Here is a 25,617-nt window from a genome sequence, read left to right on the forward strand (position 1 = left end):
GCGCGGACGGGGTGCCGGTCCGCGGTCCGATCGGGATCGTTCGCTTTGGTCAGGTGTGCGCGGAGGGCCGCGGCCCGGTCGGGGTCGTGCGCGTGGTCAGACGTGCGGGGAGGGCCGGCCGAGCCGGTGTATCGCGCAGGCCGCGAGACAGACGGCGGCGACGGCGCAGGCCGCCGGCAGCACCGCCGGTTCCGGTGGCAGGGCCGGCAGGGTCAGCGTTCCCGCCGTGCCGGCGGCGGCCAGGCAGAGCAGGGCGGGTGGCCAGGCCACCCCGAACGCCTGAAGCAGCAGGGCGGTCCACAGGGTTGCCGCGAGCAGCAGCGGTGTGGCCGGGTCCGAGCCGGTGAGCAGGGCGGCCGGCAGCAACAGCAGCAAGTAGGCGGACAGGCACAGGCCGAGGACGGCGGCCGAGCGCAGCCGGAATCCGCCGGGGGTCGCGCCGGCCCGCAGCGCGGCGACCGACCAGCCGCGGTAGCGGTACAGCAGCCACTCGGCCGGGCCCATGCTCAGGGTCAGGGCGATCACCGCGTACGGCTGCCGCCGGCCCTCCAGCAGGACGAGCACCGCCGCGGCCAGCCCGAACAGGCCGTACGGCAGGGACGCGAGCAGTGTCGGCCGCGCGGCGTCGGTAGCCGCCGGGCCGGCGCGGCCCGCGCGCAGGACCAGGCCGGCGGCCACCAACGTGGCGAGCAGTGCGAGCAGGGGCAACCCGGCCCGGGGTATCGGCCCGGGTTCCCACCACGGCAGCATCGCGGCGCCCGCGACCAGTGGGCTGAGCGCGGCCAGCAGCAACCGCTCCCGGGCCAGGACCAGCAGCACTCCCGCCGCGGCCAGATACAGCGACTGGGCGGCCGCCACCCCGACGGCCGACGCGCTGCCGCCGGACAGCGCGGCGAGGGCCGTGGCCGCCGCGGCGCCCAGGAGGGAGCCGGTCAGCAGGGTGCCGCAGGCCTCCCGGCGCCCCGCCACCAGCCGTAGATGCGCGCGATGGCCCAGCGCCTGCCCCCACGCCCACGAGGCGACGCACGCCACGATCAGCACGGGAGCGTGGCGGTCGAGCGGCCACAGCGGCGCGGTGAGCAGGTAGGCCAGGGCCGGCAGCGCGAACAGCACGCCGCGCAGCAGACAGCGCAGTGTGTCGGGCCGCCAAGGATCGACCGCGGGCGGCGGCTCGGGAAACGTCCTGGGGACCCTCTTGTACAGCGCGGTCGCCAGGGAGAAGAGGTTCGGGTGGCCGTATCGTTCCTTGATCACCGAGGCGGGGAGGCCCTCCGCCTCCAGCAGTGCCGCCACCTCGTAGGGATGGACGGCGGGCCCGATGGCGTCGGCGAGTTCGGCGGCCAGCGTGCTGACCGCCTCCTCGTCGGGGCCCTGCCCGGGCAGCCGTATCGCGAGCGTCTCGTCGTCCAGGGCCCAGCGCGGGCGGCGGCGCGGCGGGCGGGGTTCGGCCAGCCGCAGGGCGAGGGTGTCCTGCTCGGCGCCGCCGCCTTCGAGGGATATCGGACCGCTCATCCGGTCAGGCTCCCCGTGCCGCTGACCGCCGGAGCGGGCAGCACGATTCTGGCGGGCGACTCCACTTTCCCCGCCGCCAGTTCGTGGTAGATGGCGCGGAAGGTGTCGATGGTCTGCCGCAGCGTGAACTGCTCGATCACCCGCAGCCGTGCCGCCTCGCCCATGGCCCGCCGCCGCAGGGGATCGCCCAGCAGCTCCAGCGCCGCGGCGGCCATGGCGGCCGGGTCGCGCGGCGGCACCACGAGACCGCTGTCGCCGACGGCCTCGCGCACGCCGCCGACGTCGGTGGACACGGTCGCCCGCCCGCAGGACATGGCCTCGATCAGCGTGAACGGGAAGCCCTCGCTGATGCTGGACAGCATCACCACGTTCCCCGCTGCATAGGCGTCCTTGATGTCCTCGACCCGGCCCTCGAAGGTCACCGCGTCGGCATGCCCCAACTCGGCGGCCAGGGCCTCGCAGCGTTCCCGGTACGCCTCACCGCCCCGGGGCGTCCCCCCGAACAACCGCAGGCGTACCTCGGGTAGTTGCTCCCGGACGAGGGCGAAGGCACGGATCAGGGTCTCCAGGTCCTTGATCGGGTCGACCCGCCCGGCCCAGCTCAGTGTGAGGCTCTCCGGCTCCGGACCGGCGGGCGGGAAGGCCGCGGGATCGACGCCGTTGTAGACCGTGCGGATCGACGCGGGGTCTGCGCCGCCCTGCTCCTCCCACAGCCGGTTGTAGCGGTTGCCGGGGGTGATCAGCGCGGCCCGGCGGTAACTCTCCTCCGCCAGCAGCCGGAAGAAGCCCAGGATCACCGCCTTCACCGGCCAGCGGTACGGCGCGGTGCGATAGCCGAGGTAGCGCTCGCGCAGATAGACCCCGTGCTCGGTGAGCAGCAGTGGAACTCCGTACCGCTCCCGTGCGGCCAGCCCCGGCAGGACGGCGACGCCTCCGCTGACGGCGTGTGCGACGCCTTCCTGCGGGGGCGGCGCGGCCAGCGGGCGCAGCGCGTGTTCGAGCAGGGCGGTGGCAGTGAGCGCGTCGTGCAGCGTCGGCCGCGCCTCACGCACGACCAGCCCGGGACGCGTCCATACGGCGGTCAGGATCGCGATCGCCCTGTCGCCCCGCAGGAAAGGGCTGAGCTCGCCGCCCGCCGCCGCCCGCGCCAGGGTGTGCAGGGCGGGTGCGAAGCCGTCCTCGGCGCCGGGGTCGACGAGCGCGGTCAGGAACTGTTCGTAGGCGGCGGCGAGTTGCCTGCGCGACCGGCCCCGGGGCGGGCGGCCCTCAGGAGCGGCGCCCCACATGGGGACGGACAGGACGCCGCGGACATGGTCGGGTAGGTCCCACACGATCGACTCCCGTCCGGTGCCGGTGACGGCGATGACGTCGAACTCGATGTCGGGCATGCCGGTGACGAGCTGGTCGCACCAGACGCTCACACCCCCGTGACTGTGCGGGTAGGTGCCTTCGGTGAGCAGGGTGACGCGCGTGGCGGTGTTGCGTCGCGCGCCGTGGTGAACGTGCATGTGATGTGCTCCACGGCCGAGGTCTGGGGAGGGGTGCCGGTCCCGGCGCAGCCGACGGGCGGCCGGGACCTCGCTGCCGGTGCGCCCGGTCAGCTCCCCGCGGGAGAGACGGGCTCGGCCACGCCCTCGGGCACGCGGGCGTCCGGTGCCGGGTCGGTGGCCGGCGTGGAACCGCTCGGGCCGGCGGCCGTGGAGGATGCCGCGGACTGCGGCAGGGTGAGGGTGAGCGGCGTGGCGGCCAGCGTGGTCCACCCGGACCGTTCGCCCGCGTACGCGTCGCCGAAGGCGGAGCCGGCCCGCGTGGTGCCCTCGGGCATCGTGGCGGGGACGTCGACACCGGCGGGGCTCTCGACGGTGACGGTGTCACCGATCCGGTACGCGGTGACCTGCCCGTCGGCCACGGCGGTCCGCCACGAGGCGCGCCGCTTCAGCTCGTTGCCGATGTCCTTCATTCTCAGGTTGACCACCGGCGTGTTCTGCGCGAACAGCGTGTCGTAGGTGTCGAGCACACCGTCCAGGACCGGGTAGGCGATCCGGTCCTCGGCCAGGTTGGACTGGTGGATGAAGTGCGGCTTGGGGTCGTTGCCGAGGACGTGGCCGAGGGCGATCTGCCGTTCCAGGGGCACGATGTGCTGCGGGTAGCCGGTCGCCGTGTCGAGCGGCTCGGGCAGACAGGTCGTGGTGGCCGGGTTGTCCTCGCAGATGCCGCTGCCGCCCTGCGCGCGGCTGGTGTAGATCCAGTTGTACTCGTCGACCTGCTCGGCCGCCCGGCCCGCGTTGTAGAAGATGTTCATGGGATAGCGCGGGATCGTGGTGGCGGGGCCGACCTGACGCTGGGCGGGCTCACGGGAGTTGTCCGAGGCGAGCCAGGTGGTGCCGGTGTCGGCGAGGGCGAGCGCCAGGTTGGGGTTGTCGGCCGTCTGCTGCGGCAGCACCCGCAGCCCGGAGTGCTCGCCGGTCACCAACTCGTCGTTGTGCAGCGGCAGTCCGGCCGACTGCCCCCACACGGTGTTGCGGGCGATCTCGTCGGCGACATCGGTGCGGCTGACCCACTTGGTGCTGCCGTCGGCGTTGGTGGCGCAGCGCCAGGGCAGCACCGTGGTGTCCTGCTGGCAGCCGAGGAAGGCGTGTGTGTAGGTGTGGTTGATCCAGCGGAACTCGGCCCGTTCGGCCAGGAGCCGGTCGGCGAGCGGGTCGGCTCCGTTGTTGTCCTCGCGGTGGTCGACGCTGCCGGCGCCGTTGTAGGCGAGGTCGAGGGTGAAGCCTCGCTCGCGCTCCCAGGCGACGGCCCGGTCGACGTCCCCGGCGGTCATCCTGATCGGGTCGGGCGGGACGTCTGGGTCGGTGCAGTCCACGTCACCGGGTGTGCAGTTGAGGGTGGAGTTCCAGCGGTCGTCGGCCGCGAACACGTCGTCGACGTGCACGGCGAAGTAGTTGCGGGATGCGCCGAGGTGCACCCCGCCGGTCATCCACTCGACGATGCCGCGGGACAGCTGCCGGAACTGCCGCTGGTACTGGTTGTAGACGAACGTGACGACGAGTTCGCGCCGTCCGTCGTGCCGGTACTCCCCCACCAGCGAGCCCTGCTGCGCCGTGCCCGGGATCGGCGCCTGCACGTATGGAGTGAAGTCGGCACCCGCCATCGGCGTCGACAGGAAGGCGTAACTCTCCCCGATGGTGGGCGAGTTGTCCTCGAACGGCACCGGCCCGTCGAGGTAGTCGAACGGACCCGCTCGCCCGGCGTCCGTCACCTGGGCCTGCACCCCGTCGACGCTGCCGGAGTAGCCGCCGTGGACCGGGTACTGGAGCCCGGCCTCGGGGCGGGCGTAGGTGTACGCGTCGACCTGCGGGATGTCGTAGGCCTTCTCGTACGCCACCAGCGCGGCCATCTCGGGCGAGTTCGCCGGGAACGGGTTGTCGTTGGGCAGGACGACCGCCTGGAACTTGGCGCGTTCCCGGCCGTCCACGGTGTCCGCGAGGTAGTCGGCGTCGATCACGGGACGGTCGGTCCTGGTGAGGTCGATCTCCGTGTACGGCGTTCCCGCTGTGTCCAGCTCGGCGGCGATGGCGTCGGTGGCCGGACCGCCGTCGTCGACGACGAGCACCCGCAGGTCGATGCGGGCCGGCGGCGCGGCCGCTGCCTGTGCGGCCGGTAGGCCGAAGGCGGCTATCAGCGCACCCGTCGTGAGCAGGGTGGTACGTAAGGTCCGCTTCATGCGGTGCTTTCCCCTCCCCGGGCAGGGGTGAGTACTGCTCCGCAGAGCGGACGCACCCCCACGCGTGACGCCGGATCCCCCCTCAGAGACCGGTCGTCGACGCATCCGTCGCGTCAAATAGTGAGGTATCTGTGGAGCTTTCGTGCTCTTGCTGGGGAACCTGACGGAAAACCGCAGGGGCGACGCACCCACTCACTCCGGCTGGACCGTGTGCTCGACGGTGGATCACGCACTCGCTCCGGGGCGGCTTCGGGCTCTCCTCCCAGGTGGAAGGGCCAGTACCGCCGCCGCGGCCCGCTGAGCCCCGCCCGTGCGACTGCCACTGGTATAGACCGGTCGGGCGGTCCGCCGCGGGCCGGTTTCAGGTCATCTCACCGGGACGACGCCGGTGGAAAACGGCATGCTCGCCGCCCGGCTCAGCCTCGGACGGTGACCCCGAACCGGGTGCGCAGCCGCCACATCTCCCATGCCGAGACCGCGGTCACCGACAGCGGTCCGCCCAGCACGGAGCAGAACTGGGCCACCGGCGGGCCCTGCGGCATACCGCTGTCGATCAGGTTGAAGACGGCGAGCACCCACACCAGTACGCCGGTGACCACGGGCGGCAGCATCGGGTGGACATGGGCGGTGTTGAAGGCGCTGCGGGCCGAGTACAGCGACGCCAGGAAGAGGAACGGCAGACCCCAGATGATGGCGACGAGCACGATCAGCGCGAGCGGCACCACCTGCCAGCCGTGCAGGTTGTCCTTGAGCCCGGTACCGCCCGCGAGGTAGATGGTCGCGGCGAGGACGACCAGGCTCAGCAGATACCAGCCGACCGCCTTGAGCGGGGCGTGCAGCCGGGAACGCAGCTGGGGCCTCCGGTGCGGGGGCGCGTAGAGGATGAACCCGAGGATGACCAGCGGCCCGGTGCAGATCAGCAGGATCGGCGTGACGATCGCGTTGGCGAAGCCCGCCTCCGCCGCGTCGTTCCAGCGGTCCTTCTCCACGCCGTAGACGAGGATCAGCGCGAGGGTGGCCAGCGCACCGAGCACCGTGCGGGCCACCTGGACGCGGTCCACCGTGCGGTCCACGATCCGGTCCCCGCTCCGGTGCACGAAGAGCCTCGTGGCGACGCGGTGTGCGGAGCGGATGATGACGACCGCGAGGAAGAACGGGGAGAAGTACCACAGACAGCTGCGACGGCGCGCCGCGGGAACGGGCGCGCCGGGCGGTGGGCCGTAGGGGTACGGATTCGGGTTCGGGTTCGGGTAGGGGTTCTGATTCGGGTACGGGTTCGGCGCGGGCGGTCCGTAGGGGTTGCCGCCGGCATGGGGCCCGTGAGGGCCGTTGGGGGCGGTGGGTGTCGGCCCGTACGGGGCGCCCCAGCCCTGACCGCCCGGCCCGTGGCCACCCGGTTGCCCCGAGCCGGGTCCAGGACCCCATCCCCCCGTTGCCATGGCCTCTCCCACCGTTCGTTTCCGGCCAGTTGCTGCGTGTCGCACGGCGACACCGCGGCAGTGTAGTTGCTCCTGGGGCGCGGGCGACGGTCACCGTCGTGATCGTGCGGGAGGGGTCGGATCGAGCCCGGGCTGCTGGGTTCCATCAACTCTCCGGCGCCGTGCCCAGACCGGTGAGGGCGCCGACCGGGTCGAGATCGGGGGTGCCGCGCGGCCACCAGTCGTCGTGCCCCGGTTCCGATTCGTACGGGTACCACAGGCCGTCGCGGCCGAGGCGGAGCTGGACATGACCGCGGGGGTGGGTGAGGCGGTTGCGCCAAGGGCGGAAGGCGGGGAGGTCGGCGGCGAGGAGGAGGGGGCGGGCTCGGTCGAAGCGGCCGGCCGGCGGGTCCCAGGGTTCTTCGAGGACGGCGAGCCCTTCGAAGCCGCCCTGCCGCCAGGCGGCGACCGCGCGGGCCAGGTCGGCCGGGGTGCGGTCCGCGGCGGAGGCCAGGGACGAGTACAGGGCACGGGTGGTGGCCGTGAGGCCGGAACCGGGGCGGGCGGCCGCGAGCCGAACGGCGTCCTGCCACAGTGTCAGTTCGGCGACCGGGTCGCGGCCGGTGCCGAGGAGGGCGTGCGCCCGGGCGGCCGCGTCCGTGGCCAACTGGTCCAGCGCGAAGGGGTCCGGGCCGCCCGGGGCGGCCGGGTAGACCGGCGGCTGCTCGGGGTGCGGGGGCAGGGGCAACGGGGCCGGGAGGGGCGGGAGCCGGCGCTCCGGAGCCAGCGCTTCCGAGGCCCGTACGCCCGCCAGGGGCGCCGGTTCCTGTTCCTGCGCGGCGCGGGCCGCGCGGGCGGCGCTGAGGCGGGACAGCGCGTCCAGCAACTCGCGTTCGCCACGGCCGCGCAACAGGAGCAGGACGAAGGGGTCGGCGTCCAGCAGACGTGCGGTCTGGTAGCAGAGCGCTGCCGCGTGTTTGCAGGGGTGGCCCCGGTCGGGGCAACTGCAACGGGGGTCCAGATCGCCCGCTCCCGGCAGCAGCGGCACCCCGCACTCGGCCAGGGACCGCGGCATCTCCTTGTCCAGCAGCGCCGCGATGTGCCCCGGCCGCTCGGCGACGGCATCCAGGAACCGCGCCCAGTCGGCGTCGTCCAGTGTCCGCAGCCGCACCTGCACGCGGTACGGCCGTGGCCGGCTCCCCCGCACATACGCCAGCACCAGCCCCGGCGTCACGGTGATGGCGTCGACGTGCCCCTCCTGCGCGTATCCGCGTCCGCGGGCGAGCCGCTTGGCGTCCAGGGCGCCCTCTTCCAGGGCCGACACCCAGGCGTTGCCCCACCAACTCTCGGCGAAGCTGGTGTCGGCGGCCGGGCGAGGCGCGAACGCGGGGAACGTACGGCGGAGTTCGCCGTCTCGCGCGGGGGCGGCCATGGAGCGGGGGACCTGGGGTGGAGCGGGAGCCGGGGAGGGAGCGGGGGTGTCGGGGGCGGCGTCAGGGGCGGCGTCGGGGTCCGTGGGTGGTGCGGGGTGGTGCGGGGTGGTCTCGGTGGAAGGTGTGCGGGAAGACGGAGTTGAGGGCGAGGCGGGGTCGAGTGCCGTGGGTCCGCTTCGCCGGGCTGCTTCCGGACCGGCCGGCCTCCGGTCATCCCCACGGGGCGAGTCCGAGGACGGCATCCGGAAGGCACCGGCGAGCAGGTTCCGTACGTCACGGGCACGCCGGCCGGCGGCGTCGGCGCCCGCGTCCTGTCGGTCACCGGAATCAGTCGCCGCCGCGGGCCGACGCGACCGCCGTGCGCCCGGAGTCGCCCCCCGGTCGGGTTCCTCCGACTCGGCCCGTCGCCGCTCCTCCATCGCAGCGCGCAATGCTTCACGCGCGACATCCCCAGGACGTGCCCCTGGTCGGCCGGACGCGGGCTCGGGCTCGGGCGCTGCGGAGCCGGAGCCCGCCTCCATGGCTGAGCTGTCCGCGTCCGTGCGTGTGCCGAATCCGCGAGGTGCCCCGGACCGCCCCACCTCACGGTCCCCCTCCGGCGCATCGGCGCCCTCGGCAGCGTCCCCGATCGCCCCGCCCCGCTCCCGGGAAGGCCGCAGTGCCGCACGGGCAGCATCGCCCGGCCGGGCTCGCCAGCGGTCCCCCTCATCCGCGACCGACTCCTCGCCCGCGGACGTCTCCTGCTCCGCGTACTGCCCTGCTGCCGCCGAACCACCACCGACGTCTCTCGCCGGCATGCCCTCCCGCCGCTCCCGAGCAGCCCGCAGCGCCCGGCGTGCCACGTCGGCCGGTCGGGGCTCGGGCTCGCCCGGTCGGCTCGGCTCGTCCGCCGACGCCGTGCCCTGCGGCACCTCCCGCTCCTCGGCGCATGCCTCGCCCTCGCCCCGGGCCGCACTCCCGCGCTCCTCCGCCCCCGTCACGACTCCCTCCTCAGCGACACAAGGTCGGACAGCTCACGGTCCGTCAGTTCCGTGAGGGCCGACTCGCCGGAGCCGAGGATCGCGTCGGCCAGGGCCCTCTTGGATTCGAGCATCTCCGCGATGCGGTCCTCCACGGTGCCCTCGGTGATCAGGCGGTGGACCTGGACCGGCTGGGTCTGGCCGATGCGGTAGGCGCGGTCGGTGGCCTGTTCCTCGACGGCCGGGTTCCACCAGCGGTCGAAGTGGACGACATGGCCCGCGCGGGTCAGGTTCAGACCGGTGCCCGCCGCCTTCAGGGACAGGACCAGTACCGGGGTCGCGCCGCTCTGGAAGCGGTCCACCATGCGTTCGCGCTCCGGCACCGGCGTGCCGCCGTGGAGCAGGTCCACCGGGACCGCCCGGCCGGCGAGATGGGCGGCGATCAGACGGGCCATGCCCACGTACTGGGTGAAGACCAGTGCCGAACCGTCCTCGGCCAGCAAGGTGTCCAGCAGTTCGTCCAGCAGCGTCAGCTTGCCCGAGCGGACGGCCAGTCGCTCGGTCGTCGCCGCTGCCTCCTCCTTCAGGTACAGCGCCGGGTGGTCGCAGATCTGCTTCAGGGAGGTGAGCAGCTTCAGCACCAGGCCCCGGCGCGCCATGCCCTCCGCCGTCTCGATGGCGTACATCGACTCACGCACCACCGCCTCGTAGAGCGAGGCCTGTTCACGGGTGAGCGGGACCGGGTGGTCGGTCTCGGTCTTGGGCGGCAGTTCCGGGACGATGCCGGGGTCGGACTTCTTGCGGCGCAGGAGGAAGGGCCGCACCAGACGGGCCAGCCGCGCGACCGCCTCCGCGTCCTCGCCGTTCTCCACCGCGCGCGCGTGCCGGGCGCGGAAGGACTTCAGTGGGCCGAGCAGACCCGGCGTCGTCCAGTCGAGCAGGGCCCACAGCTCGGAGAGGTTGTTCTCCACCGGTGTGCCGGTCAGCGCCACGCGGGCGGGCGTCGGGATCGTGCGCAGGGCCTTCGCCGTCGCCGAGTACGGGTTCTTGACGTGCTGTGCCTCGTCGGCGACGACCATGCCCCAGGTGTGCTGGGCGAGGGTCGGTGCCGTCGAGCGCATGGTGCCGTACGTGGTCAGGACGAAACCGCCGTCCAGGTCGTCCAGGGTGCGCTCCGGGCCGTGGAAGCGGCGGACGGGGACGCCGGGTGCGAAACGGGTGATCTCCCGCTGCCAGTTGCCGAGCAGCGACGCCGGGCAGACCACCAGGGTCGGGGCCGTCCGGGCGCGCTTCAGGTGCAGTGCGATGACCGTGATCGTCTTGCCCAGTCCCATGTCGTCGGCCAGGCAGCCGCCGAGGCCCAGGGACGTCATGAGTTCCAGCCAGCCCAGGCCCCGGAGTTGGTAGTCCCGCAGGGTCGCCCGCAGTCCCGGCGGCGGCTCCGCCGGTCGTACGCCCGCCGTCAGGCGGTCCCGCAGCGCGGCCAGGGCGCCGACCGGTACCGCCTCGACCGGCTCGCCGTCGACCTCCGCGCTGCCGGTGAGCGCGACGGACAGGGCGTCGACCGGGTCGAGCAGGCCCAGTTCGCGCTTGCGGGCCTTGCGGACGAGGGCCGGGTCGACCAGCACCCAGCTGTCGCGCAGCCGGACGACCGGGCGGTGCGCCTCGGCGAGCGCGTCCATCTCGGCCTCGGTGAGCGGGTCGCCGCCGATCGCCAACTGCCAGCGGAACTGGAGCAGTTCCTCACTCTCGAAGAAGCCCGTGCCGTCGGTCGCCGAGCCCGGCGCGGGGCGTACGACCGCCGCCGCGCTGAGGTCCTGCGCCAGGTCCCGGGGCCAGTGCACCGCCACCCCGGCCGCCGCGAGCCGGGTCGCGGCCACCCCGAGCAGGTCGCCCAACTCCTCGTCGGACAGCGCCAGTACATCGGGGACGTCCTGCTCGGCGAGCCGGTCGAGCGGCGCCCACACCCGGGCCGCGCGCCGCACCGCCAGCGCCGCGTCCACCCGCGCGCGTGGCCCGAACGCCGCGTCCGCCTCGCCCGACCACAGGGCGGCCGCGTCGGCCACCAGGGTGGGGTCGGCGAGGCTGTGCACCTGGACGATCGCCGCGCCCGCGCTGCGGACGCCCTCGTCGCGGTCGTCGAAGAGGTCGTACGCCGCCAGGTCCAGCCGGAGCGAGATCCGCACGCCCGCGTCCATGCCGGCGGCGACCTCGGCCGCCCAGTCGTGGGCGCCGGGCAGGTGCTGGGCCTCGCGCGCCGCGAAGGGCTTTCCCGAGGCGTGCGGGGCGGCGGGCGTGCGGGGCAGGGTGTCGGCGACCGCGTCCAGGAAGGCACGCATCAGCGCCTCCGGCTCGGGCAGCCGGAGCGGGCCCGAGCCGGGCAGCGGGACGGCGTGGCCCTCGTAGGGCAGGGCCGCGGCGACCGCGCGCAGGTGCGCGATGTCGTCCGGGTCGAGGGGGCCGGCCCGCCAGGCGTCGTGGCCGGTGGGGGTCAGACCGGGCAGCAGCCGGCCGCGCGCGGTGAGCCGCAGGGCGTGCAGCGCGGCCGCGCCCCAGCAGGCGGTGGCGGGATGGGCGGCCGGGTCCCGCCGGGCCCGCACGAGCAGGGGCAGCGCCGCACCGAGCGGCAGGGACAGGGCGGGGGCGGTCCTGCGGCGGACGCCGGCTCCATGGGGTCGTACGACAGTGAGCTCGGTGTCCTCGGCGGGCAGCGGTCCGCCCTCCGGGTCCCAGAAGGCCACCCGCCCCTCACGCGGGAGGGGCGCGGGCAGGAAGACAGCCGCGAGCCGGACGGGGACGGCCTCCCCCGCACGCTCGACCACCGCGGCCCTGTCGCTCATACGTCCTGTCACCTCCCGCCCTCGAGTCGGATCAACCGTCTTCGACTCTACGGGCGGGGTCTGACAATCGGCCCCGGCGGCCGGTGCGGGGCCGGCCCCTCACGGGCTGATCAAGGGACCGTGCGCGAGACGACGTACACGAACGGATGGTCCGGATCGGACATGTTCACGACGACGTCCTTGGTGGGCGCCGGGTTCTTCTGCTTGTGGACGAAGCCGTACCACGGGCCCGGGCCGGTGAAGTCCCAGCCGGTGACCTTCCGGTCGCGGGCGTTGATGGTGATGTCGTCCTGCTCCAGGTCGTCCCGGTCGGCGCCCATGGCCTTGAGATAGGCGTCCAGGTTGTCGCTGTTCGTCTCGAACTGGACGTAGAGACGGCTGGTCTTCCAGTTGTTGGTCTCGTAGTACGCGACCTTGTACGACGGCACCGGGATCGGGATCTGGTAGATGCGCCGCTGGACCCTCGACGGCCAGCCCTCGCTCAGGCCGGTCGCCGAGTACTTCTCCTCCTTGTCCTTGCCGCTGTCGCGGCTCTGGTTGGCGGAGATGACGAGATAGCCTGCGGGGACGCCGATGAGCAGCACGATGATGAGCAGGGTGAGCGTCCTGCGCCGGATCATGTGGCGACGGTCCTCGGCCGGCTGCGGCTCGTGCGGAGAGTCGGCCTGATGGGGTACGGACATGGTCACGCGGACCCCTGCGATGCTCGACGGGCCTCGGCGAACCGCGCGTAGCGTTCGTACCGCTCCACCCGGCGCCGGTTGGCGCGGCGGAAGCGGCGGGCGACCAGACGGGCCAGGTCGGCGGCGCCGACCATGCCGGCCTCGGGGCCGAGCTGCGCGCGCGTGATGCGGGCCTCGGGGCGGTAGCCGCGGCCGGTGAGATGGCGCTTGAAGGCGTCCCGCGCGGGGCCGATCAGCAGGTCGTCGGCGGCCGACACACCGCCGCCGATCACAAAGCAGGACGGGTCAAGGGCGGCCGCGAGGTTGGCGATGCCGACGCCGAGCCACTGGCCGATGTCCTGGAGCAGTTCGATGCACATCGCGTCGCCGTCGCGCGCCAGCTCGGTGATCATCGGGCCGGTGATGTCGCCGATCTGTCCCTTGACGTGCTCGATGATCCCGTACGCCACCGGGGAGTCGGCGACGGCCAGCTCCTTGGCCTCCCGCACCAGCGCGTTGCCGGAGCTGTACTGCTCCCAGCAGCCGCGGTTGCCGCACGGGCAGCGGTGACCGCCGGGCACGACCTGCATATGGCCGAACTCGCCGGCGACGCCGTACTTGCCGCGCTTGACCTGACCGTCCTCCAGGATCGCGCCGCCGATGCCGGTGCCCAGCGTGATCATGACGAGGTGGTCCTCGCCGCGGCCGGCGCCGAAGCGCCACTCGGCCCAGGCGGCCGTGTTGGCGTCGTTGTCGACCAGGACGGGCACGGCGAGGCGGCCCGCGATGCGGTCGCGCAGGGGCTCGTTGCGCCAGGACAGGTGGGGTGCGAACAGGACGCGGTTGCGGTCGGCGTCGACCCAGCCGGCCGCGCCGATGCCGACGGCGTGGACGTCGTGGCGGTCGGACAGGTCCAGGACCAGCTCGACGATCGTGTCCTCGACGACCCTGGGGCTCTTGGACTTGTCCGGGGTCTCCGTGCGGAGCTTCTCCAGGATGTTGCCGTCGGCGTCCACGACGCCCGCCATCACCTTGGTGCCGCCGATGTCGATGCCCACGGTGGGGACACGGGGCGCCGACAGGTGTGAGCGGCGCTCTCTGGGGCCCACCGTCCGGAGAACGGGGGCTCGGCGGGAGCCGATCGGGGCGGTGAAGTCGCGGTAGGTGCTCATCAGGGACGATTCTGCCTCACCGCCGAGACGGGTGCCGTACAGGGAAACAATGGGGTGGTTCATGACGTACGCCGTCTGCGGGCGGTTTGCGGCTGGTCGCGCGGTTCCCCGCGCGCCTTGCGGGGCGTTGCGGTGAAGGGACGTTGCATTGTCCTGACATTGCAACGTACCGAGCGGTCTATTTCGCCTGGCCAGGGGTGTGCGGGCGGGCGTTCATGACCGTACGAGCAGCTGGAACTCGAACGAGTACCGCGACGGGCGATAGGTGTGCGTGCCGTACTCCACCGCCCGGCCCGTGTCGTCGAACGTCACGCGCTGCATCGTGAGCAGGGGGGCACCCTCCTCCTCGGCGAGGCGTTCGGCCTCGGCGGCGGTGGCGGCGCGGGCGCCGATGGTCTGGCGGGCGCTGTGCAGGGTGATGCCGGCGGAGCGCATCAGCCGGTAGAGGCCGGTGGCCTCCAGCTGCGCGGTGTCGAGGCCGAGCAGCCCTGGCGGCAGGAAGTTGCACAGGTACGCCATCGGCTCGCCGTGCGCGAGGCGCAGCCGCTCGATCCGGTGCACGTCGCTGTCCTCGGCGACCCCGAGCGCGGCCGCGACCTCGGCGGACGCCGGGACGAGGGTGTTGACGATCACTCTGGTCGCCGGGCGCTGGCCGGCCGACTCCAGGTCGTCGTAGAGGCTGCTGAGTTCCAGCGGGCGTTTGACCTGGCTGTGCACGACCTGTGTCCCGACGCCCCGGCGGCGCACCAGCAGGCCCTTGTCGACCAGGGACTGGATCGCCTGGCGGACCGTCGGCCGGGACAGGCCCAGGCGGGCGGCGAGTTCGATCTCGTTGCCCAGCAGGCTGCCGGGCGTGAGCGCTCCGTGCTCGATCGCGGCCTCGAGCTGTTGGGACAGCTGGAAGTACAAGGGCACCGGACTGCTCCGGTCCACGCTGAGCTCGAGTTCCACGGTCGGGTCCACTTCTGGTTTCGGCACGGGCCGACTGTAGCTCTACGCGTTGTTGACGGGAAGTCGTGTAGTTTGATTGTCCGGACATTTACATTGACATCGTAGGCACTGAACCCGCACTTTGTTTCCATGCGCATCGGTGTCATCGGTACGGGCCGCATCGGCACGATCCACGCGAACACGCTCAGCCGCCACCGCGAGGTCGGCTCGCTGATCCTCACGGACGCGGACGCCACACGCGCCCAGGAGCTGGCACACCGGCTGGGCGAGACGGCGGCGCCCGGGGTGGACGAGATCTTCAGGTGGGGTGTGGACGCGGTGGTGATCACCACCGCGACCTCGGCCCACGCCGAACTGATCGGCCGGGCGGCACGGTCCGGGCTCCCGGTCTTCTGCGAGAAGCCCATAGCCCTCGATCTGCCGGGCACCTTGCACGCGATCGGGGAGGTGGAGACCGCCGGGACGATTCTCCAGATGGGGTTCCAGCGGCGTTTCGACGCGGGCTACGTGGGCGCGCGTGAGGCGGTGCGGTCCGGTCGGCTCGGGCGGCTGCACACCGTGCGGGCGCTGAGCAGCGACCAGGCACCTCCGCCGGTCGCCTGGCTGCCACTGTCCGGCGGGCTGTTCCGGGACACCCTGATCCACGACTTCGACGCGCTGCGCTGGGTGACCGGGCGCGAGGTCGTCGACGTGTACGCGGCCGGGTCGGACGCCGGGCCCGCGATGTTCCGTGAGGCGGGCGACGTGGACACCGCGGCGGTGGTGCTCACGCTGGACGACGGCACGCTCGCCACCGCCACGGCGACCCGGCTGAACGGCGCCGGATACGACGTGCGCATGGAGCTGGCCGGGGAGCTGGACCAGATCGTGGTCGGCCTGGACGACCGCACGCCGATCGCGTCCACCGAGCCGACCGGGCCGCCCGCGGCGGACAAGCCGTGGGGCGGGTTCCTGGAGCGCTTCGCGCCCGCGTACGAGGCGGAGCTGAACGCGTTCGTGGAGGTCGTGCGCGGCGAGCGGGCCAACCCCTGCGACGGGCGGGAGGCCCTGCAGGCGCTGCGGATCTCGGAGGCCTGCGAGCTGTCGAGACGTGAACGAAGACCAGTCGCACTGGGCGAGCTTCCCGGCGGGCCCCGGGCCGCGGCGCTCTGAACGGGGCACACCCGGGACGTCGGCACTCCTGCGGCTACCAGCGCACCGGCAGGCTCCGCATCCCCCGTATCAGCATCCCCGGCAACCACTCCCCCGGCGGCCCGTCCAGCGCCAGACCCGGCGCGCGCTCCAGCAGGGACCGCAGCGCCGTACGGGCCTCCAAGCGCGCCAAGGGAGCACCCAGGCAGTAGTGGATACCGTGACCGAACGCGAGATGACCCCGGCTGTCCCGGCGGATGTCGAAGGCGCCGGGAGCGGCATAGCGGCCGGCGTCCCGGTTGACCGCCGAAGGGCGCATACGCGGCACTCCTGCGGCTACCAGCGCACCGGCAGGCTCCGCATCCCCCGTATCAGCATCCCCGGCAACCACTCCCCCGGCGGCCCGTCCAACGCCAGACCCGGCGCACGCTCCAACAAGGAACGCAGCGCCGTACGGGCCTCCAGACGAGCCAAGGGAGCACCCAGGCAGTAGTGGATACCGTGACCGAACGCGAGATGACCCCGGCTGTCCCGGCGGATGTCGAAGGCGCCGGGAGCGGCATAGCGGCCGGCGTCCCGGTTGACCGCCGAAGGGCGCATACGCGGGACCGTCGGCACTCCTGCGGCTACCAGCGCACCGGCAGGCTCCGCATGCCCCGTATCAGCATCCCCGGCAACCACTCCCCCGGCGGCCCGTCCAGCGCCAGACCCGGCGCGCGCTCCAGCAGGGAACGCAGCGCCGTACGAGCCTCCAAGCGCGCCAAGGGAGCACCCAGGCAGTAATGGATACCGTGACCGAACGCGAGATGACCCCGGCTGTCCCGGCGGATGTCGAAGGCGTCGGGAGCGGCATAGCGGCCGGCGTCCCGGTTGGCCGCCGTGAGGCCGACCATCACCGCCTCGCCCTGCTCGATGTGGGTGCCTGCGATCCGCAAGGGCTCGGCGGCATACCGGAACGTCGCCGTCTCCACCGGCCCCTCGTGGCGCAGCATCTCCTCGACGGCGCCGTCCAGGAGGGTCATGTTCGCGCGCAGGGCGGCGAGTTGATCCGGGTGGGTGAGCAGGGCGTGGACGCCGCTGGTGATGAGGTTGACCGTCGTCTCGTGGCCGGCGATCAGCAGGATGAAGGCCATGCCCCGCAGTTCGTCCGGGGAGAGCCGGTCGCCGTCCTCGGCCGTGGTGCGGATCAGGTCGCTCAGCAGGTCGCCGGTGGGCCCGGCGCACCTCTTGTCCTCGATCAGGTCGGTGAAGTACGCGCCGAGGCGGGTGAAGGCGTCGACCTCATTGCCCGGACCGGTCGGCGCGATCGCCTCCGTCGACGTCCTGCGAAACTCCGAGCGGTCCATCTCGGGTACTCCGAGCAGCTCGCAGATGACGGTGAGCGGCAGGGGGTAGGCGAGCGACTCCACGAGGTCGGCGCGGCCCCGCGGCAGCATGGCGTCGAGCAGCTCGTCGGTGATCTGCTGGATCCTCGGCCGCAGCTCTTCCACGCGGCGCATGGTGAAAGCGCGCGAGATGAGTCCGCGCAGTCGGGTGTGCTGGGGCGGATCGGTGGCCAGCAGGTTTTTCCCGATCATCGCCTCCTCCAGCGACTTCAGGCCGATCTTGGCGCCGTCCTTGGAGAGCCGCTGATCGGCGAGCGCCGCGCGTGCCTCCTCATGCCCGACGACGAGCCAGACCTCGGACTGCCAGTCGGGCAGCAGAACCCGGTGGACCGGACCCTGCTCGCGCAGGCGCGCGTACACAGGATGCGGGTTCACCCGGAACCCGTCTCCGAACTCCCCCAAATCGATCACTTCGGCCATGACACTCCCCCTCCCGCCACACCGACAACGCACGGGCGTCCCGACTAGTGCCCGCCGTCGTCGAGTTCCTCCAGGAGCCCCGCGTCGTACGCCAACAGGGCGATCTGTACACGGTTGTTGAGGTCGAGCTTGGCCAGGACGCGGGAGACGTGGGTCTTGACGGTGGCGACGCTCATGAAGAGCGTCGCGGCGATCTCGGCGTTGGACAGACCTCGGCCCACCCCGACGGCCACCTCGCGTTCCCGGTCGTTGAGGTCGGCGAGCCGCTCACGCGCGCGCGTGCGGCGGGTGTCGGCGGCGGCACCGGCCGCGTGGTCCATCAACTGGCGTGTGACGGTGGGCGACAGGACCGGGTCACCGGCCGCGACCCGGCGCACGGCGGCGACGATCTCGGCGGGCGGGGTGTCCTTGAGCACGAACCCGGCGGCGCCCGCGCGCAGCGCGCGCAGCACCTGGTCGTCGGCGTGAAAGGTGGTCAGCAGCACGACCTGCGGGGCGTCCTTCCTGCCGCGCAGCCGCTCCGTGGCGGTGAGGCCGTCCACGGACGGCATCCGGATGTCCATCAGGACCACGTCCGGCCGGGTGCGGTCGACCACTGCCTCGACCTCGGCGCCGTCGGCCGCCTCGCCGACGATCTCGATGTCGTCGGCGCCGCCCAGCATGAAGGACAGGCCCGCCCTGACCAACGGGTCGTCGTCGACGAGGAGGAGTCTGATCGCAGTCATGGGGCTTACGTAATCACGGTTGTACGGCGTTCAGGTGCCGGATCGTGTGGAGTGCCCGGCAGGCGGAGCGCGGCGGCCGGCGTCATCCCCACGGCAGCCGGCCCCGCACCTCGAACCCGCCGTCGCCCGTTGCCCCGTGTTCCAGCAGACCGCCCGTCAGCGTCGCCCGCTCGGTCAGGCCGATCAGGCCCTGCCCGGAGCCGGGTACGTGCGGGACGGGGCCCTCGGGGGCGGGGTTGCGGACCGCCACGGACAGGCCCTCGCCCGGCGCTCCGGTCACGGTGACGGTCACTTCCGTGCCGGGGGCGTGCTTGCGGGCGTTGGTCAGGCCCTCCTGGGCGATGCGGTAGGCGGTGCGGCCTACGGAGGCGGGCACGGAGGCGGGGTCGGTGACGCGTTGGTCGAGGGTGACCTTCATGCCGGCCTCGCGGGACTCGGCGACCAGTGCCTCCAGCGCCGCGAGGGTCGGCTGCGGGCGGCCGGTGTCGTCGGGCTCGTCGGCCCGCAGCACGCCGATGATCTCCCGCAGGTCCTGGAGGGCCTCGTGGGCGCTCTCCCGGATCACGCCGGCCGCCCGCTGAACCTCCTCGCGGGGCGCGTCGGGCCGGAACTCCAGGGCGCCCGCGTGCACGCTGAGCAGAGTCAGCCGGTGGGCGAGGACGTCGTGCATCTCGCGGGCGATGGCCTCCCGGGCCAGCCGCTGCGCCTGCTCGGCCCGCAGCCGTGCCTCGTTCTCGGCACGCCGGGCGCTGTCGCGCAGGCTGAGCATGAGCTGCCGCTTGGACCGTGCGAGCATGCCCCAGCCGACCACGGCGACGGTCAGCAGCGAGGCCAGGACGACCGACCAGCCGTACGACATGTCGGGCTCGGGGCGCCACAGGTAGTACACCGGGTTCAGCACCGCGTACGTCCCGGCCACCCAGGCGACGTACCGGAAGGGCCGGTGCACGGCGAGGGTGAACAGGGCGACCAGGCTCGCGCCGCCCGCGGTGCTCGACACGAGGGCCACCGGGACCATCACGACGGCGAACCCGACCGGCCAGCGGCGGCGCAGCCACACCGCGGCGCAGGCGAGCGCGCCCAGCACCTGGTCGAAGGCGGCGTAGGCCTCGGGAAGGTTCTCCTGCTCCATCGTGTCCGCGGCCAGCAGACCGATGATCACGGCCAGCAGGAAGCAGGAGAAGTCGACCGCCCAGTCGCGCGCGGTGCGCCGGGGTCGCCCGGAGCGGTCCGGGTCGAGGTCGAACTCCTTGATCAGGGCCGAGGGCAGCAGCCAGCGTCGCCCGGCGAACGCCTGCGGCGCGTACACCTGCTTGTCACCACTCACGGTCGACAAATCTACGCAGCGCGGGCTCCCGGCGCGCCTCTTCGGGCGGGCTCAGCGACCAAAGTCGCGCCGACGGCGACTTCGGTCGCGGCGGGCCGCCCGGAACGTGGACTTCCGTCGGCCATGGCTCGCCCCGCGGCCTGTTGGCGTGGGGGGTACCGCGGGGCGAGAGTCATGGCATGAAGCAGTTGCTGGAGATCCTCGGATTCATCGCCCTGGTGCAGGGCGTCGCCGGTCTGGTGCACGAGTTCACCGATTGGGACTGGGGTCTCGTACAGCGGATCGGTTTCCTCGACGGCTTCGAGATCTACGCGAGCGTCGCCCTGCTCGCGCTGGCGGTCGCGCTGTTCGCCGCCGCCGAGAGCCGGAAGTCCGGCTGAACGCGGACCGGACTCCCGGCTGGTCGCACCGTTCCTCGGCGTCGACCGTGGTCGGCGGGTTCAGCAGCCGTAGTTGATCAGGTCGAACGACTCGTAGTGGTCGGCCGTGTAGTAGTCCTCCTGGCTCCTCTCACCGGTGACGATCCGGCGAGCTCCGCGCGTGGAGGAACCAGGCGTCTTGACCGTGTACTCGTGGTAGTACCCGGACGACTGGCTCGGCAGGACGCCCTCACGGTTCTGGAAGACGGTGCCGTCCTGCTCATAGGGGTAGGGACCGCCCTGCTCGATGAGTTCGAGCGTGTCGTACGCCTGGGAGGGCAGGCCGCTGTAGCAGATGCTGCCCACCGCGGCCGCGGCCGGAGTGGCGGTGACGGTGCCGCCGACGAGAAGGGCGGACAGGACTGCGGCTGCCGCGCCGATGCGGGTGATTCGTGGGGGGAATCTCATGGCTTCATGATGACGCGCGTAGACAGTGGCATGTCAATGTCAAGACGAGAGAATTTCCCTTCAAGTCCGATGAGTTTTCGGGAAGTTAACGTTGCGTCCCGGCGTTCTCACCCGATCTCCATCAGGTCGGCCGAGAACGCCGCGGACGGACTCTCACGCGCCCTCGGGGAGCCCGAACGTGCCGTACTCCGGACGGCCCGCGAGGTCATAGGAGTTGATGGCGACGCCGCGACTCGTGCTGCGACCGCCGGTGAGCGTGAACCGGGTGGGCGGGGCCCCCTCCGTGAAGAGGCGGTGACCCGCGCCGAGCACGACCGGGAAGGTCAGCAGGTGCAGGGTGTCGACGAGGCCGAGGGCCAGCAGTGACCTGACCAGGGCGCCACTGCCGTGCACCTGGAGCTCGCCGTCGGTGCGCTCCTTGAGGGCGGTGACCTCCTTGGCGAGATCGCCGCCGAGCACGGTGGTGCCGGCCCACCGGGGGTCGGTCAGGGTGGCGGAGGGGACGTACTTCGGCAGTGCGTTGAGCCTGGAGGCGACCGGGTCGGCGGGATCGGTCACCTTGGGCCAGAACGAGGCGAAGATGTCGTACGTACGGCGTCCGAGGAGGAAGGCGGCCGGGCGTGCGAAGACCTCGTTGATGAACTGGCCGAAGTCGTCGTCGGCGTACGGAAAGACCCAGCCGCCCTGCTCGAAGCCGCCGCGGGTGTCCTCCTCCTTGCCGCCGGGCGCCTGGTAGACACCGTCGAGCGTGACGAAGAGGGTGGAAACGAGCTTGCCCATGAGGAGTGCCTCTTTTCCGGGGTGGGGTCTGCTGTCATCACCTCAGACCCCACCGGCACCCGCAACTCATCGGTGGGCCGGGTGCCGCCTCATCCCGCGTTCGTCGAGAACAGACCGCCCGTCGGGCCCTGCTTGTCGCCGCCCTGGGCCTTCTTCAGCGCGTTGGCGAGGCTCTCGATCGTGAGGGACTGCAGGATGACGCGGCCGCTGCCCTCCAGGGTGGCCAGGGACAGGCCCTCGCCGCCGAAGACGGCGTTCATCATGCCCTGGCGGTTGAGGCCGCCCACGCGCTGGACGCCGTACCGGATGCCCTCCTCGAAGGCGACGACGCAGCCGGTGTCGACCTCGATACGGCCGCCGAAGTCGGCCGGGTCGAGGTCGATGAAGTTGCCCGCGCCGGCGATGATCAGCGTGCCGCGCCCGGTGAACTTCTCCAGGACGAAGCCCTCGCCGCCCTTCATGCCGGTCCGGCCGCCCTGGAAGGCGATGCCGAAGTCGACGGTGGACTCGGCGGCGACGAAGGCGTCCTTCTCGGCGAACCACGCGCGCGTGCCGTCGAGCTCCAGCGCCCGCATCTCACCGGGCAGCACGCCCGCGAAGCCGACGGTGCCCTCGCCGCCCTGGGCGGTGAAGTATTGGAACGCCATCGACTCGCCCGCGAGGACGCGCTGGCCGACCTGCATGGCGGTGCCCATGGCCTGGCGCAGCATGCCGCCCATGCCGCCGCCCGGTGGCTGCTGACCGCCGCCGGAGGGGCCGGTCAGCCGCGTCTCCATGGCGACGTTCGTGGTCTTGAACAGGAACTTTCCCGCCTCGCAGTACACCGTCCGACCGGGCTGGAGGCTGACGACCGCCATCTGCATGGCGTTGCCGACGATCTCTTGCTGAAGGGTCACATGAGGTGAACGACAGATCCGGAGCAAAGAGTTCCGCTTGCTCCGCCACCTAGGTGTCCGTTCACCAGCTAGGTGTCCGTTCGCCGCCAGCGCTTCCTCCCGCGCGGCGCTGGGATGGATCCATGACAACCACTTACGAACCCACGACAGGCACTCACGGAACCCTGCACGGCAAGGTCGCCCTGGTCACCGGCGGCAGCCGCGGCATCGGCGCGGCCACGGCGGTGCGGCTCGCGCGGGAGGGCGCGGACGTCGCCGTGACGTACGTGAACGGCAAGGAGGCGGCCGAGGAGGTCGTACGGGCCGTCGAGGCGCTGGGGCGGCGGGCCGTGGCCCTGCGGGCGGACTCCGGTGACGCGGACGAGGCCGAGGGCGCGGTGGAGCGTACGGCGGACGCGCTCGGCGGTTTGGACGTGCTGGTCAACAACGCCGGAATCGGCGTGCTGGGGCCGCTGGAGGGCCTCGCGCTCGCCGACGTGGACCGGGTCCTCGCCGTGAACGTCCGGGGCGTCTTCCTGGCCTCCCGGGCGGCGGCCGTGCGCATGGGCACCGGCGGCAGGATCATCACGATCGGCAGCTGCATGGCCCAGCGCGTGCCGGGCCCCGGCGGGACGCTCTACGCGACCAGCAAGTCGGCCCTGATCGGCCTGACGAAGGCCCTGGCCCGCGAGCTGGGCCCGCGCGGGATCACGGCGAACATCGTGCACCCCGGTCCCATCGACACGGACATGAACCCGGCGAACGGCCCGTATGCGTCCGGCCAGGCGGAGATGACCGCGCTGGGCCGCTTCGGCAGGGCGGACGAGGTGGCGTCGATGGTGGCGTATCTGGCCGGGGCGCAGTACGTCACCGGGACCGAGTTCGCGGTGGACGGCGGGCACGCGGCGTGAGGTGACGCGGACGCGGGGCGCACTGGTGCTGCTGTCCGGCCGGTGCGCCCCGCGGGTTCAGCCGCCCAGCTCCTGGTGCCGCGCCGCCAGGACCGCCGCGCCCTGCTCCGTGAGCGAGCCGTGCAGGCGGAGTCGGGAGATGCCGCCGTCCGGGAAGATGTCCACGCGCGCGTGCGTGCCGACGGCGGGGGCCGGCAGGACGAAGCGGTGGTTGGTGTCGGGCTGCAGGCGGGTGCGCGGGAGGATCTCCGTCCAGTCCCCTCTCTCGCCGTCCTTCACCGACACCGAGGCCCAGCCCGCGCTGTTGCCCTTCAGATACGCGGTGTCGATCTCGATCGCCCGGATCTGGGACTGCGCCACCAGCCGGTAGCGGATCCAGTCGTTGCCCTGGTCGCGGCGCCGGCGGGTCTCCCAGCCGTCGTCCATCTTGCGGGAGCGGCCCGGCTGGATGGTGTTGGTGGCGGGCGAGTAGAAGAGGTTGGAGGCGTCCTCGGCCCGGCCGCCGTTCTCCAGGGCGACCACGTCGAAGGTGCCGAGGACCTCAAGCCATGTCGGGTCGGGTATGACCTCGCCGTACACGCGCAGGCGCGCTATGCCGCCGTCGGGGTGCTGGTTGACCCGGAGGTGGGTGAAGCGCTGCTCGGCCAGGACCGCGAAACCGTTCGCCGCGTGGCCGCCGACCGGCGTGCGCGGGACCAGCGTCGTCCACTTCACGTCGTCGCCGAGCAGTTCCTGCGGGGACGGCGAACCCGGCACCGACGTGCCCTCGACGGACACCGCCTGCGGATAGTTGCCGCGGAAGTGGGCGGTGTCGACGACGATGCCGCGGATCACGCCGGGCGCGCCGAGGCGCACCAGCGCCCAGTCGTGGTCCTCGGCCGTCGGCCACGGGTGCTCGGCGGAGGCACCGCGCCGCCGCCGGGTCTCCCAGCCGTCCATGATCTTGCCCTTGTGCCCGAAGTGCTCGGGGTCGAACTCGGCCCGCTCGGGCACCAGCAGGTTCTCGCGCTGGGCGAAGAACTCGTCGTTGGCGGCGATGACTCCGGCGCCCAGCCCGCGGTCGGCGAGGTTGGCGTACTGGGTGAACGGGAAGTCGGCGGTGCGGTAGTCCGCGTACGGGTCGCCGCCGCCGTAGGGGTTCGCGTCGCCGGTGAATCCTGCCGAACCGGATTGATGCTGCGCCGTCACGGTGATCAGGTCTGCCTTTCGAGATCGATGGGTGGAATTCAGCTGGTCCGGGTGAGGAGTCGCCCCTTCGGGTCGGTGAACTCTCCGTCCGCGACGATGCGTTCGCCGCGCAGCCAGGTGGACTTCACGACGCCGTACAGGGTCTTGCCCGCGTACGCCGTCACACGGTTGCGGTGCTGGAGCGCGGCCGGGTCCACGGTGAAGGTCGCGTCGGGCGCGAGGACGGCGAAGTCGGCGTCGCGGCCCGCCTCGATGGCGCCCTTCTGATCCAGTCCCACGAGTTGCGCCGTGCGCGCGGACATCCAGCGGACCACGTCCTCCAGGCCGTGTCCGCGCCCCCGCGCCTCCGTCCATACGGCCGCCAGACTCAGCTGCAGTCCGGAGATACCGCCCCAGGCGGTCGCGAAGTCGTCGGTCTTCAGGTCGGCCGTGGAGGGCGAGTGGTCGGTGACCACGCAGTCGATCGTGCCGTCGGCCAGCGCCTGCCAGAGCAGGTCCTGGTTGGCGGACTCGCGGATCGGCGGGCAGCACTTGAACTCGCTGGCACCGTCCGGGACTTCCTCGGCGGTGAGGGTCAGATAGTGCGGGCAGGTCTCGACGGTGATCCGTACGCCTTCCCGCTTCGCCTCGGCGATCAGCGGCAGGGCGTCACTCGACGACAGGTGCAGTACGTGCACGCGCGCGTGGAGGCGTTTCGCCTGGGCGATCAGCTGGGCGATGGCCGTGTCCTCCGCGTCGCGCGGGCGTGAGGCGAGGAAGTCGGCGTACTTGGGGCCGCCCTGCTGCGGGGCGGCTTCGAGGTGGTGCGGGTCCTCGGCGTGCACGATCAGCAGGCCGCCGAAGGAGCTGATCTCGGCCATGGACCGGGCGAGCCGGTCCTGGTCCAGGTGCGGGAACTCGTCCACGCCGGACGGCGACAGGAAGGCCTTGAAGCCGAAGACGCCGGCCTCGTGCAGCGGGCGCAGGTCCTTGAGGTTGTCGGGCAGGGCGCCGCCCCAGAAGCCGACGTCGATGTGCGCCTTGTCGGCGGCGACCCGCTGCTTGGTGCGGAGGTTGTCGACCGTCGTCGTCGGCGGGAGGGAGTTGAGCGGCATGTCGACGAGGGTGGTGATGCCGCCGGCCGCCGCGGCGCGCGTGGCGGTCCAGAAGCCCTCCCACTCGGTGCGGCCCGGGTCGTTGACGTGCACATGCGTGTCGACCAGGCCGGGCAGCAGGACGTCGTCGCCGAGGTCCTCCAGCCGGGCGCCGGACGGGACTTCGGCGTCGTACCCGAGTACGGCCGTGATCTTGCCGGCGGACACGGTGACCGAGGCGGCCCGCGCCCCTTCCGGGGTGATGACGCGCGTCGAGCGCAGCACCAGTTCAGCGTCGGACACC

21 protein-coding genes and 1 pseudogene are annotated in these 25,617 nt (G+C 72.5%); 3 read left to right on the forward strand and 19 right to left on the reverse strand.

Features of this window, described 5'->3' with window-relative positions:
* Positions 1-96 precede the first annotated feature (96 nt).
* The 9 genes from ACZ7NC_RS29990 to ACZ7NC_RS30030 all read right to left on the reverse strand — a co-directional run bounded on the left by ACZ7NC_RS29990 (position 97) and on the right by ACZ7NC_RS30030 (position 14,671).
* Entirely contained in the window at positions 97-1,512 is a 1,416-nt protein-coding gene (locus tag ACZ7NC_RS29990) for a hypothetical protein (RefSeq protein ID WP_471492622.1), read from the reverse strand.
* On the reverse strand, positions 1,509-3,020 hold the full coding sequence (gene pelF / locus ACZ7NC_RS29995; protein WP_471492623.1) for a GT4 family glycosyltransferase PelF: 1,512 nt from the start codon (positions 3,018-3,020) through the stop codon (positions 1,509-1,511). Before pelF ends, ACZ7NC_RS29990 begins: the two co-directional genes overlap by 4 nt.
* An 89-nt stretch (positions 3,021-3,109) precedes the next feature.
* Entirely contained in the window at positions 3,110-5,236 is a 2,127-nt protein-coding gene (locus ACZ7NC_RS30000) for a hypothetical protein (RefSeq protein WP_471492624.1), read from the reverse strand.
* A 416-nt stretch (positions 5,237-5,652) separates the two neighbouring features.
* Positions 5,653-6,675, reverse strand: coding sequence for a hypothetical protein (locus ACZ7NC_RS30005; protein ID WP_471492625.1), 1,023 nt, complete (start codon positions 6,673-6,675; stop codon positions 5,653-5,655).
* Positions 6,676-6,820: 145 nt separating this feature from the next.
* Positions 6,821-8,608 (reverse strand): SWIM zinc finger family protein, encoded by a 1,788-nt coding sequence (locus tag ACZ7NC_RS30010; RefSeq protein WP_471492686.1) that lies wholly within the window; start codon positions 8,606-8,608, stop codon positions 6,821-6,823.
* A 455-nt stretch (positions 8,609-9,063) separates the two neighbouring features.
* Positions 9,064-11,886: a DEAD/DEAH box helicase gene (locus ACZ7NC_RS30015; protein WP_471492626.1), complete on the reverse strand. Its 2,823-nt coding sequence runs from the start codon at positions 11,884-11,886 to the stop codon at positions 9,064-9,066.
* A 110-nt stretch (positions 11,887-11,996) separates the two neighbouring features.
* Positions 11,997-12,575 carry a sugar kinase gene (locus ACZ7NC_RS30020; protein WP_471492627.1) on the reverse strand — a complete coding sequence of 193 codons (579 nt, stop codon included), beginning with the start codon at positions 12,573-12,575 and terminating at the stop codon, positions 11,997-11,999.
* Positions 12,572-13,720, reverse strand: coding sequence for an ROK family glucokinase (locus ACZ7NC_RS30025; RefSeq protein WP_471492687.1), 1,149 nt, complete (start codon positions 13,718-13,720; stop codon positions 12,572-12,574). Before ACZ7NC_RS30025 ends, ACZ7NC_RS30020 begins: the two co-directional genes overlap by 4 nt.
* 213 nt (positions 13,721-13,933) lie before the next feature.
* A complete protein-coding gene (locus ACZ7NC_RS30030; protein ID WP_471492688.1) occupies positions 13,934-14,671 on the reverse strand; it encodes a GntR family transcriptional regulator in 738 nt (245 codons plus the stop codon).
* Between the two features lie 129 nt (positions 14,672-14,800).
* Here ACZ7NC_RS30030 and ACZ7NC_RS30035 point away from each other — a divergent pair, with 129 nt between their 5' ends.
* Positions 14,801-15,823 (forward strand): Gfo/Idh/MocA family protein, encoded by a 1,023-nt coding sequence (locus ACZ7NC_RS30035; RefSeq protein WP_471492628.1) that lies wholly within the window; start codon positions 14,801-14,803, stop codon positions 15,821-15,823.
* Positions 15,824-15,857: 34 nt separating this feature from the next.
* Here ACZ7NC_RS30035 and ACZ7NC_RS30040 read toward each other — a convergent pair.
* The 5 genes and pseudogenes from ACZ7NC_RS30040 to ACZ7NC_RS30060 all read right to left on the reverse strand — a co-directional run.
* Positions 15,858-16,160: pseudogene (locus tag ACZ7NC_RS30040) on the reverse strand (cytochrome P450); the annotation flags it as partial.
* The gene (locus tag ACZ7NC_RS30045) at positions 16,139-16,402 is read right to left on the reverse strand and encodes a cytochrome P450 (protein ID WP_471492629.1); all 264 of its coding nucleotides are present in this window, start codon (positions 16,400-16,402) and stop codon (positions 16,139-16,141) included. The pseudogene ACZ7NC_RS30040 and the gene ACZ7NC_RS30045, both read right to left, overlap by 22 nt.
* A 26-nt stretch (positions 16,403-16,428) precedes the next feature.
* Complete coding sequence (locus tag ACZ7NC_RS30050; RefSeq protein ID WP_471492630.1) at positions 16,429-17,607, reverse strand: cytochrome P450 family protein; 1,179 nt, start codon at positions 17,605-17,607, stop codon at positions 16,429-16,431.
* Positions 17,608-17,651: 44 nt separating this feature from the next.
* Complete coding sequence (locus tag ACZ7NC_RS30055) at positions 17,652-18,332, reverse strand: response regulator transcription factor (RefSeq protein WP_471492631.1); 681 nt, start codon at positions 18,330-18,332, stop codon at positions 17,652-17,654.
* 82 nt (positions 18,333-18,414) lie between these two features.
* Positions 18,415-19,659 (reverse strand): sensor histidine kinase, encoded by a 1,245-nt coding sequence (locus ACZ7NC_RS30060; RefSeq protein WP_471492632.1) that lies wholly within the window; start codon positions 19,657-19,659, stop codon positions 18,415-18,417.
* Positions 19,660-19,838: 179 nt separating this feature from the next.
* On the opposite strand from ACZ7NC_RS30060, the gene ACZ7NC_RS30065 reads away from it, so the two are divergent.
* Positions 19,839-20,039 (forward strand): hypothetical protein, encoded by a 201-nt coding sequence (locus tag ACZ7NC_RS30065; protein ID WP_471492633.1) that lies wholly within the window; start codon positions 19,839-19,841, stop codon positions 20,037-20,039.
* Between the two features lie 60 nt (positions 20,040-20,099).
* On the opposite strand, the gene ACZ7NC_RS30070 is transcribed toward ACZ7NC_RS30065, so the two are convergent.
* The 3 genes from ACZ7NC_RS30070 to ACZ7NC_RS30080 all read right to left on the reverse strand — a co-directional run bounded on the left by ACZ7NC_RS30070 (position 20,100) and on the right by ACZ7NC_RS30080 (position 22,162).
* On the reverse strand, positions 20,100-20,486 hold the full coding sequence (locus ACZ7NC_RS30070; RefSeq protein ID WP_471492634.1) for a guanyl-specific ribonuclease: 387 nt from the start codon (positions 20,484-20,486) through the stop codon (positions 20,100-20,102).
* A 153-nt stretch (positions 20,487-20,639) separates the two neighbouring features.
* Entirely contained in the window at positions 20,640-21,266 is a 627-nt protein-coding gene (locus ACZ7NC_RS30075; RefSeq protein ID WP_471492635.1) for a dihydrofolate reductase family protein, read from the reverse strand.
* 89 nt (positions 21,267-21,355) lie between these two features.
* A complete protein-coding gene (locus ACZ7NC_RS30080; RefSeq protein WP_471492636.1) occupies positions 21,356-22,162 on the reverse strand; it encodes an AIM24 family protein in 807 nt (268 codons plus the stop codon).
* A gap of 122 nt (positions 22,163-22,284) precedes the next feature.
* Between ACZ7NC_RS30080 and ACZ7NC_RS30085 the strand changes: the two genes are divergently transcribed.
* On the forward strand, positions 22,285-23,052 hold the full coding sequence (locus ACZ7NC_RS30085) for a 3-oxoacyl-ACP reductase family protein (RefSeq protein WP_471492637.1): 768 nt from the start codon (positions 22,285-22,287) through the stop codon (positions 23,050-23,052).
* Between the two features lie 57 nt (positions 23,053-23,109).
* Here the strand turns inward: ACZ7NC_RS30085 and alc are convergent, their stop codons facing one another.
* Together alc and allB are read right to left on the reverse strand one after the other, a co-directional pair.
* Positions 23,110-24,249: an allantoicase gene (alc, locus tag ACZ7NC_RS30090; protein ID WP_471492689.1), complete on the reverse strand. Its 1,140-nt coding sequence runs from the start codon at positions 24,247-24,249 to the stop codon at positions 23,110-23,112.
* Between the two features lie 29 nt (positions 24,250-24,278).
* Complete coding sequence (gene allB, locus ACZ7NC_RS30095) at positions 24,279-25,616, reverse strand: allantoinase AllB (RefSeq protein ID WP_471492638.1); 1,338 nt, start codon at positions 25,614-25,616, stop codon at positions 24,279-24,281.
* Between the last annotated feature and the right edge of the window lies 1 nt (position 25,617).

Source organism: Streptomyces sp. NPDC111802, from assembly GCF_055634335.1.

What these genes read in the sequence shown, in the direction of transcription:
- ACZ7NC_RS29990 (WP_471492622.1), bottom strand. Translation starts at nt 1,512, where the DNA reads ATGAGCGGTCCGATATCCCTCGAAGGCGGCGGCGCCGAGCAGGACACC.
- pelF (WP_471492623.1), bottom strand. Translation starts at nt 3,020, where the DNA reads ATGCACGTTCACCACGGCGCGCGACGCAACACCGCCACGCGCGTCACC.
- ACZ7NC_RS30000 (WP_471492624.1), bottom strand. Translation starts at nt 5,236, where the DNA reads ATGAAGCGGACCTTACGTACCACCCTGCTCACGACGGGTGCGCTGATA.
- ACZ7NC_RS30005 (WP_471492625.1), bottom strand. Translation starts at nt 6,675, where the DNA reads ATGGCAACGGGGGGATGGGGTCCTGGACCCGGCTCGGGGCAACCGGGT.
- ACZ7NC_RS30010 (WP_471492686.1), bottom strand. Translation starts at nt 8,608, where the DNA reads ATGGAGGCGGGCTCCGGCTCCGCAGCGCCCGAGCCCGAGCCCGCGTCC.
- ACZ7NC_RS30015 (WP_471492626.1), bottom strand. Translation starts at nt 11,886, where the DNA reads ATGAGCGACAGGGCCGCGGTGGTCGAGCGTGCGGGGGAGGCCGTCCCC.
- ACZ7NC_RS30025 (WP_471492687.1), bottom strand. Translation starts at nt 13,720, where the DNA reads ATGAGCACCTACCGCGACTTCACCGCCCCGATCGGCTCCCGCCGAGCC.
- ACZ7NC_RS30035 (WP_471492628.1), top strand. Translation starts at nt 14,801, where the DNA reads ATGCGCATCGGTGTCATCGGTACGGGCCGCATCGGCACGATCCACGCG.
- ACZ7NC_RS30045 (WP_471492629.1), bottom strand. Translation starts at nt 16,402, where the DNA reads ATGCGCCCTTCGGCGGTCAACCGGGACGCCGGCCGCTATGCCGCTCCC.
- ACZ7NC_RS30050 (WP_471492630.1), bottom strand. Translation starts at nt 17,607, where the DNA reads ATGGCCGAAGTGATCGATTTGGGGGAGTTCGGAGACGGGTTCCGGGTG.
- ACZ7NC_RS30055 (WP_471492631.1), bottom strand. Translation starts at nt 18,332, where the DNA reads ATGACTGCGATCAGACTCCTCCTCGTCGACGACGACCCGTTGGTCAGG.
- ACZ7NC_RS30065 (WP_471492633.1), top strand. Translation starts at nt 19,839, where the DNA reads ATGAAGCAGTTGCTGGAGATCCTCGGATTCATCGCCCTGGTGCAGGGC.
- ACZ7NC_RS30070 (WP_471492634.1), bottom strand. Translation starts at nt 20,486, where the DNA reads ATGAGATTCCCCCCACGAATCACCCGCATCGGCGCGGCAGCCGCAGTC.
- ACZ7NC_RS30075 (WP_471492635.1), bottom strand. Translation starts at nt 21,266, where the DNA reads ATGGGCAAGCTCGTTTCCACCCTCTTCGTCACGCTCGACGGTGTCTAC.
- ACZ7NC_RS30085 (WP_471492637.1), top strand. Translation starts at nt 22,285, where the DNA reads ATGACAACCACTTACGAACCCACGACAGGCACTCACGGAACCCTGCAC.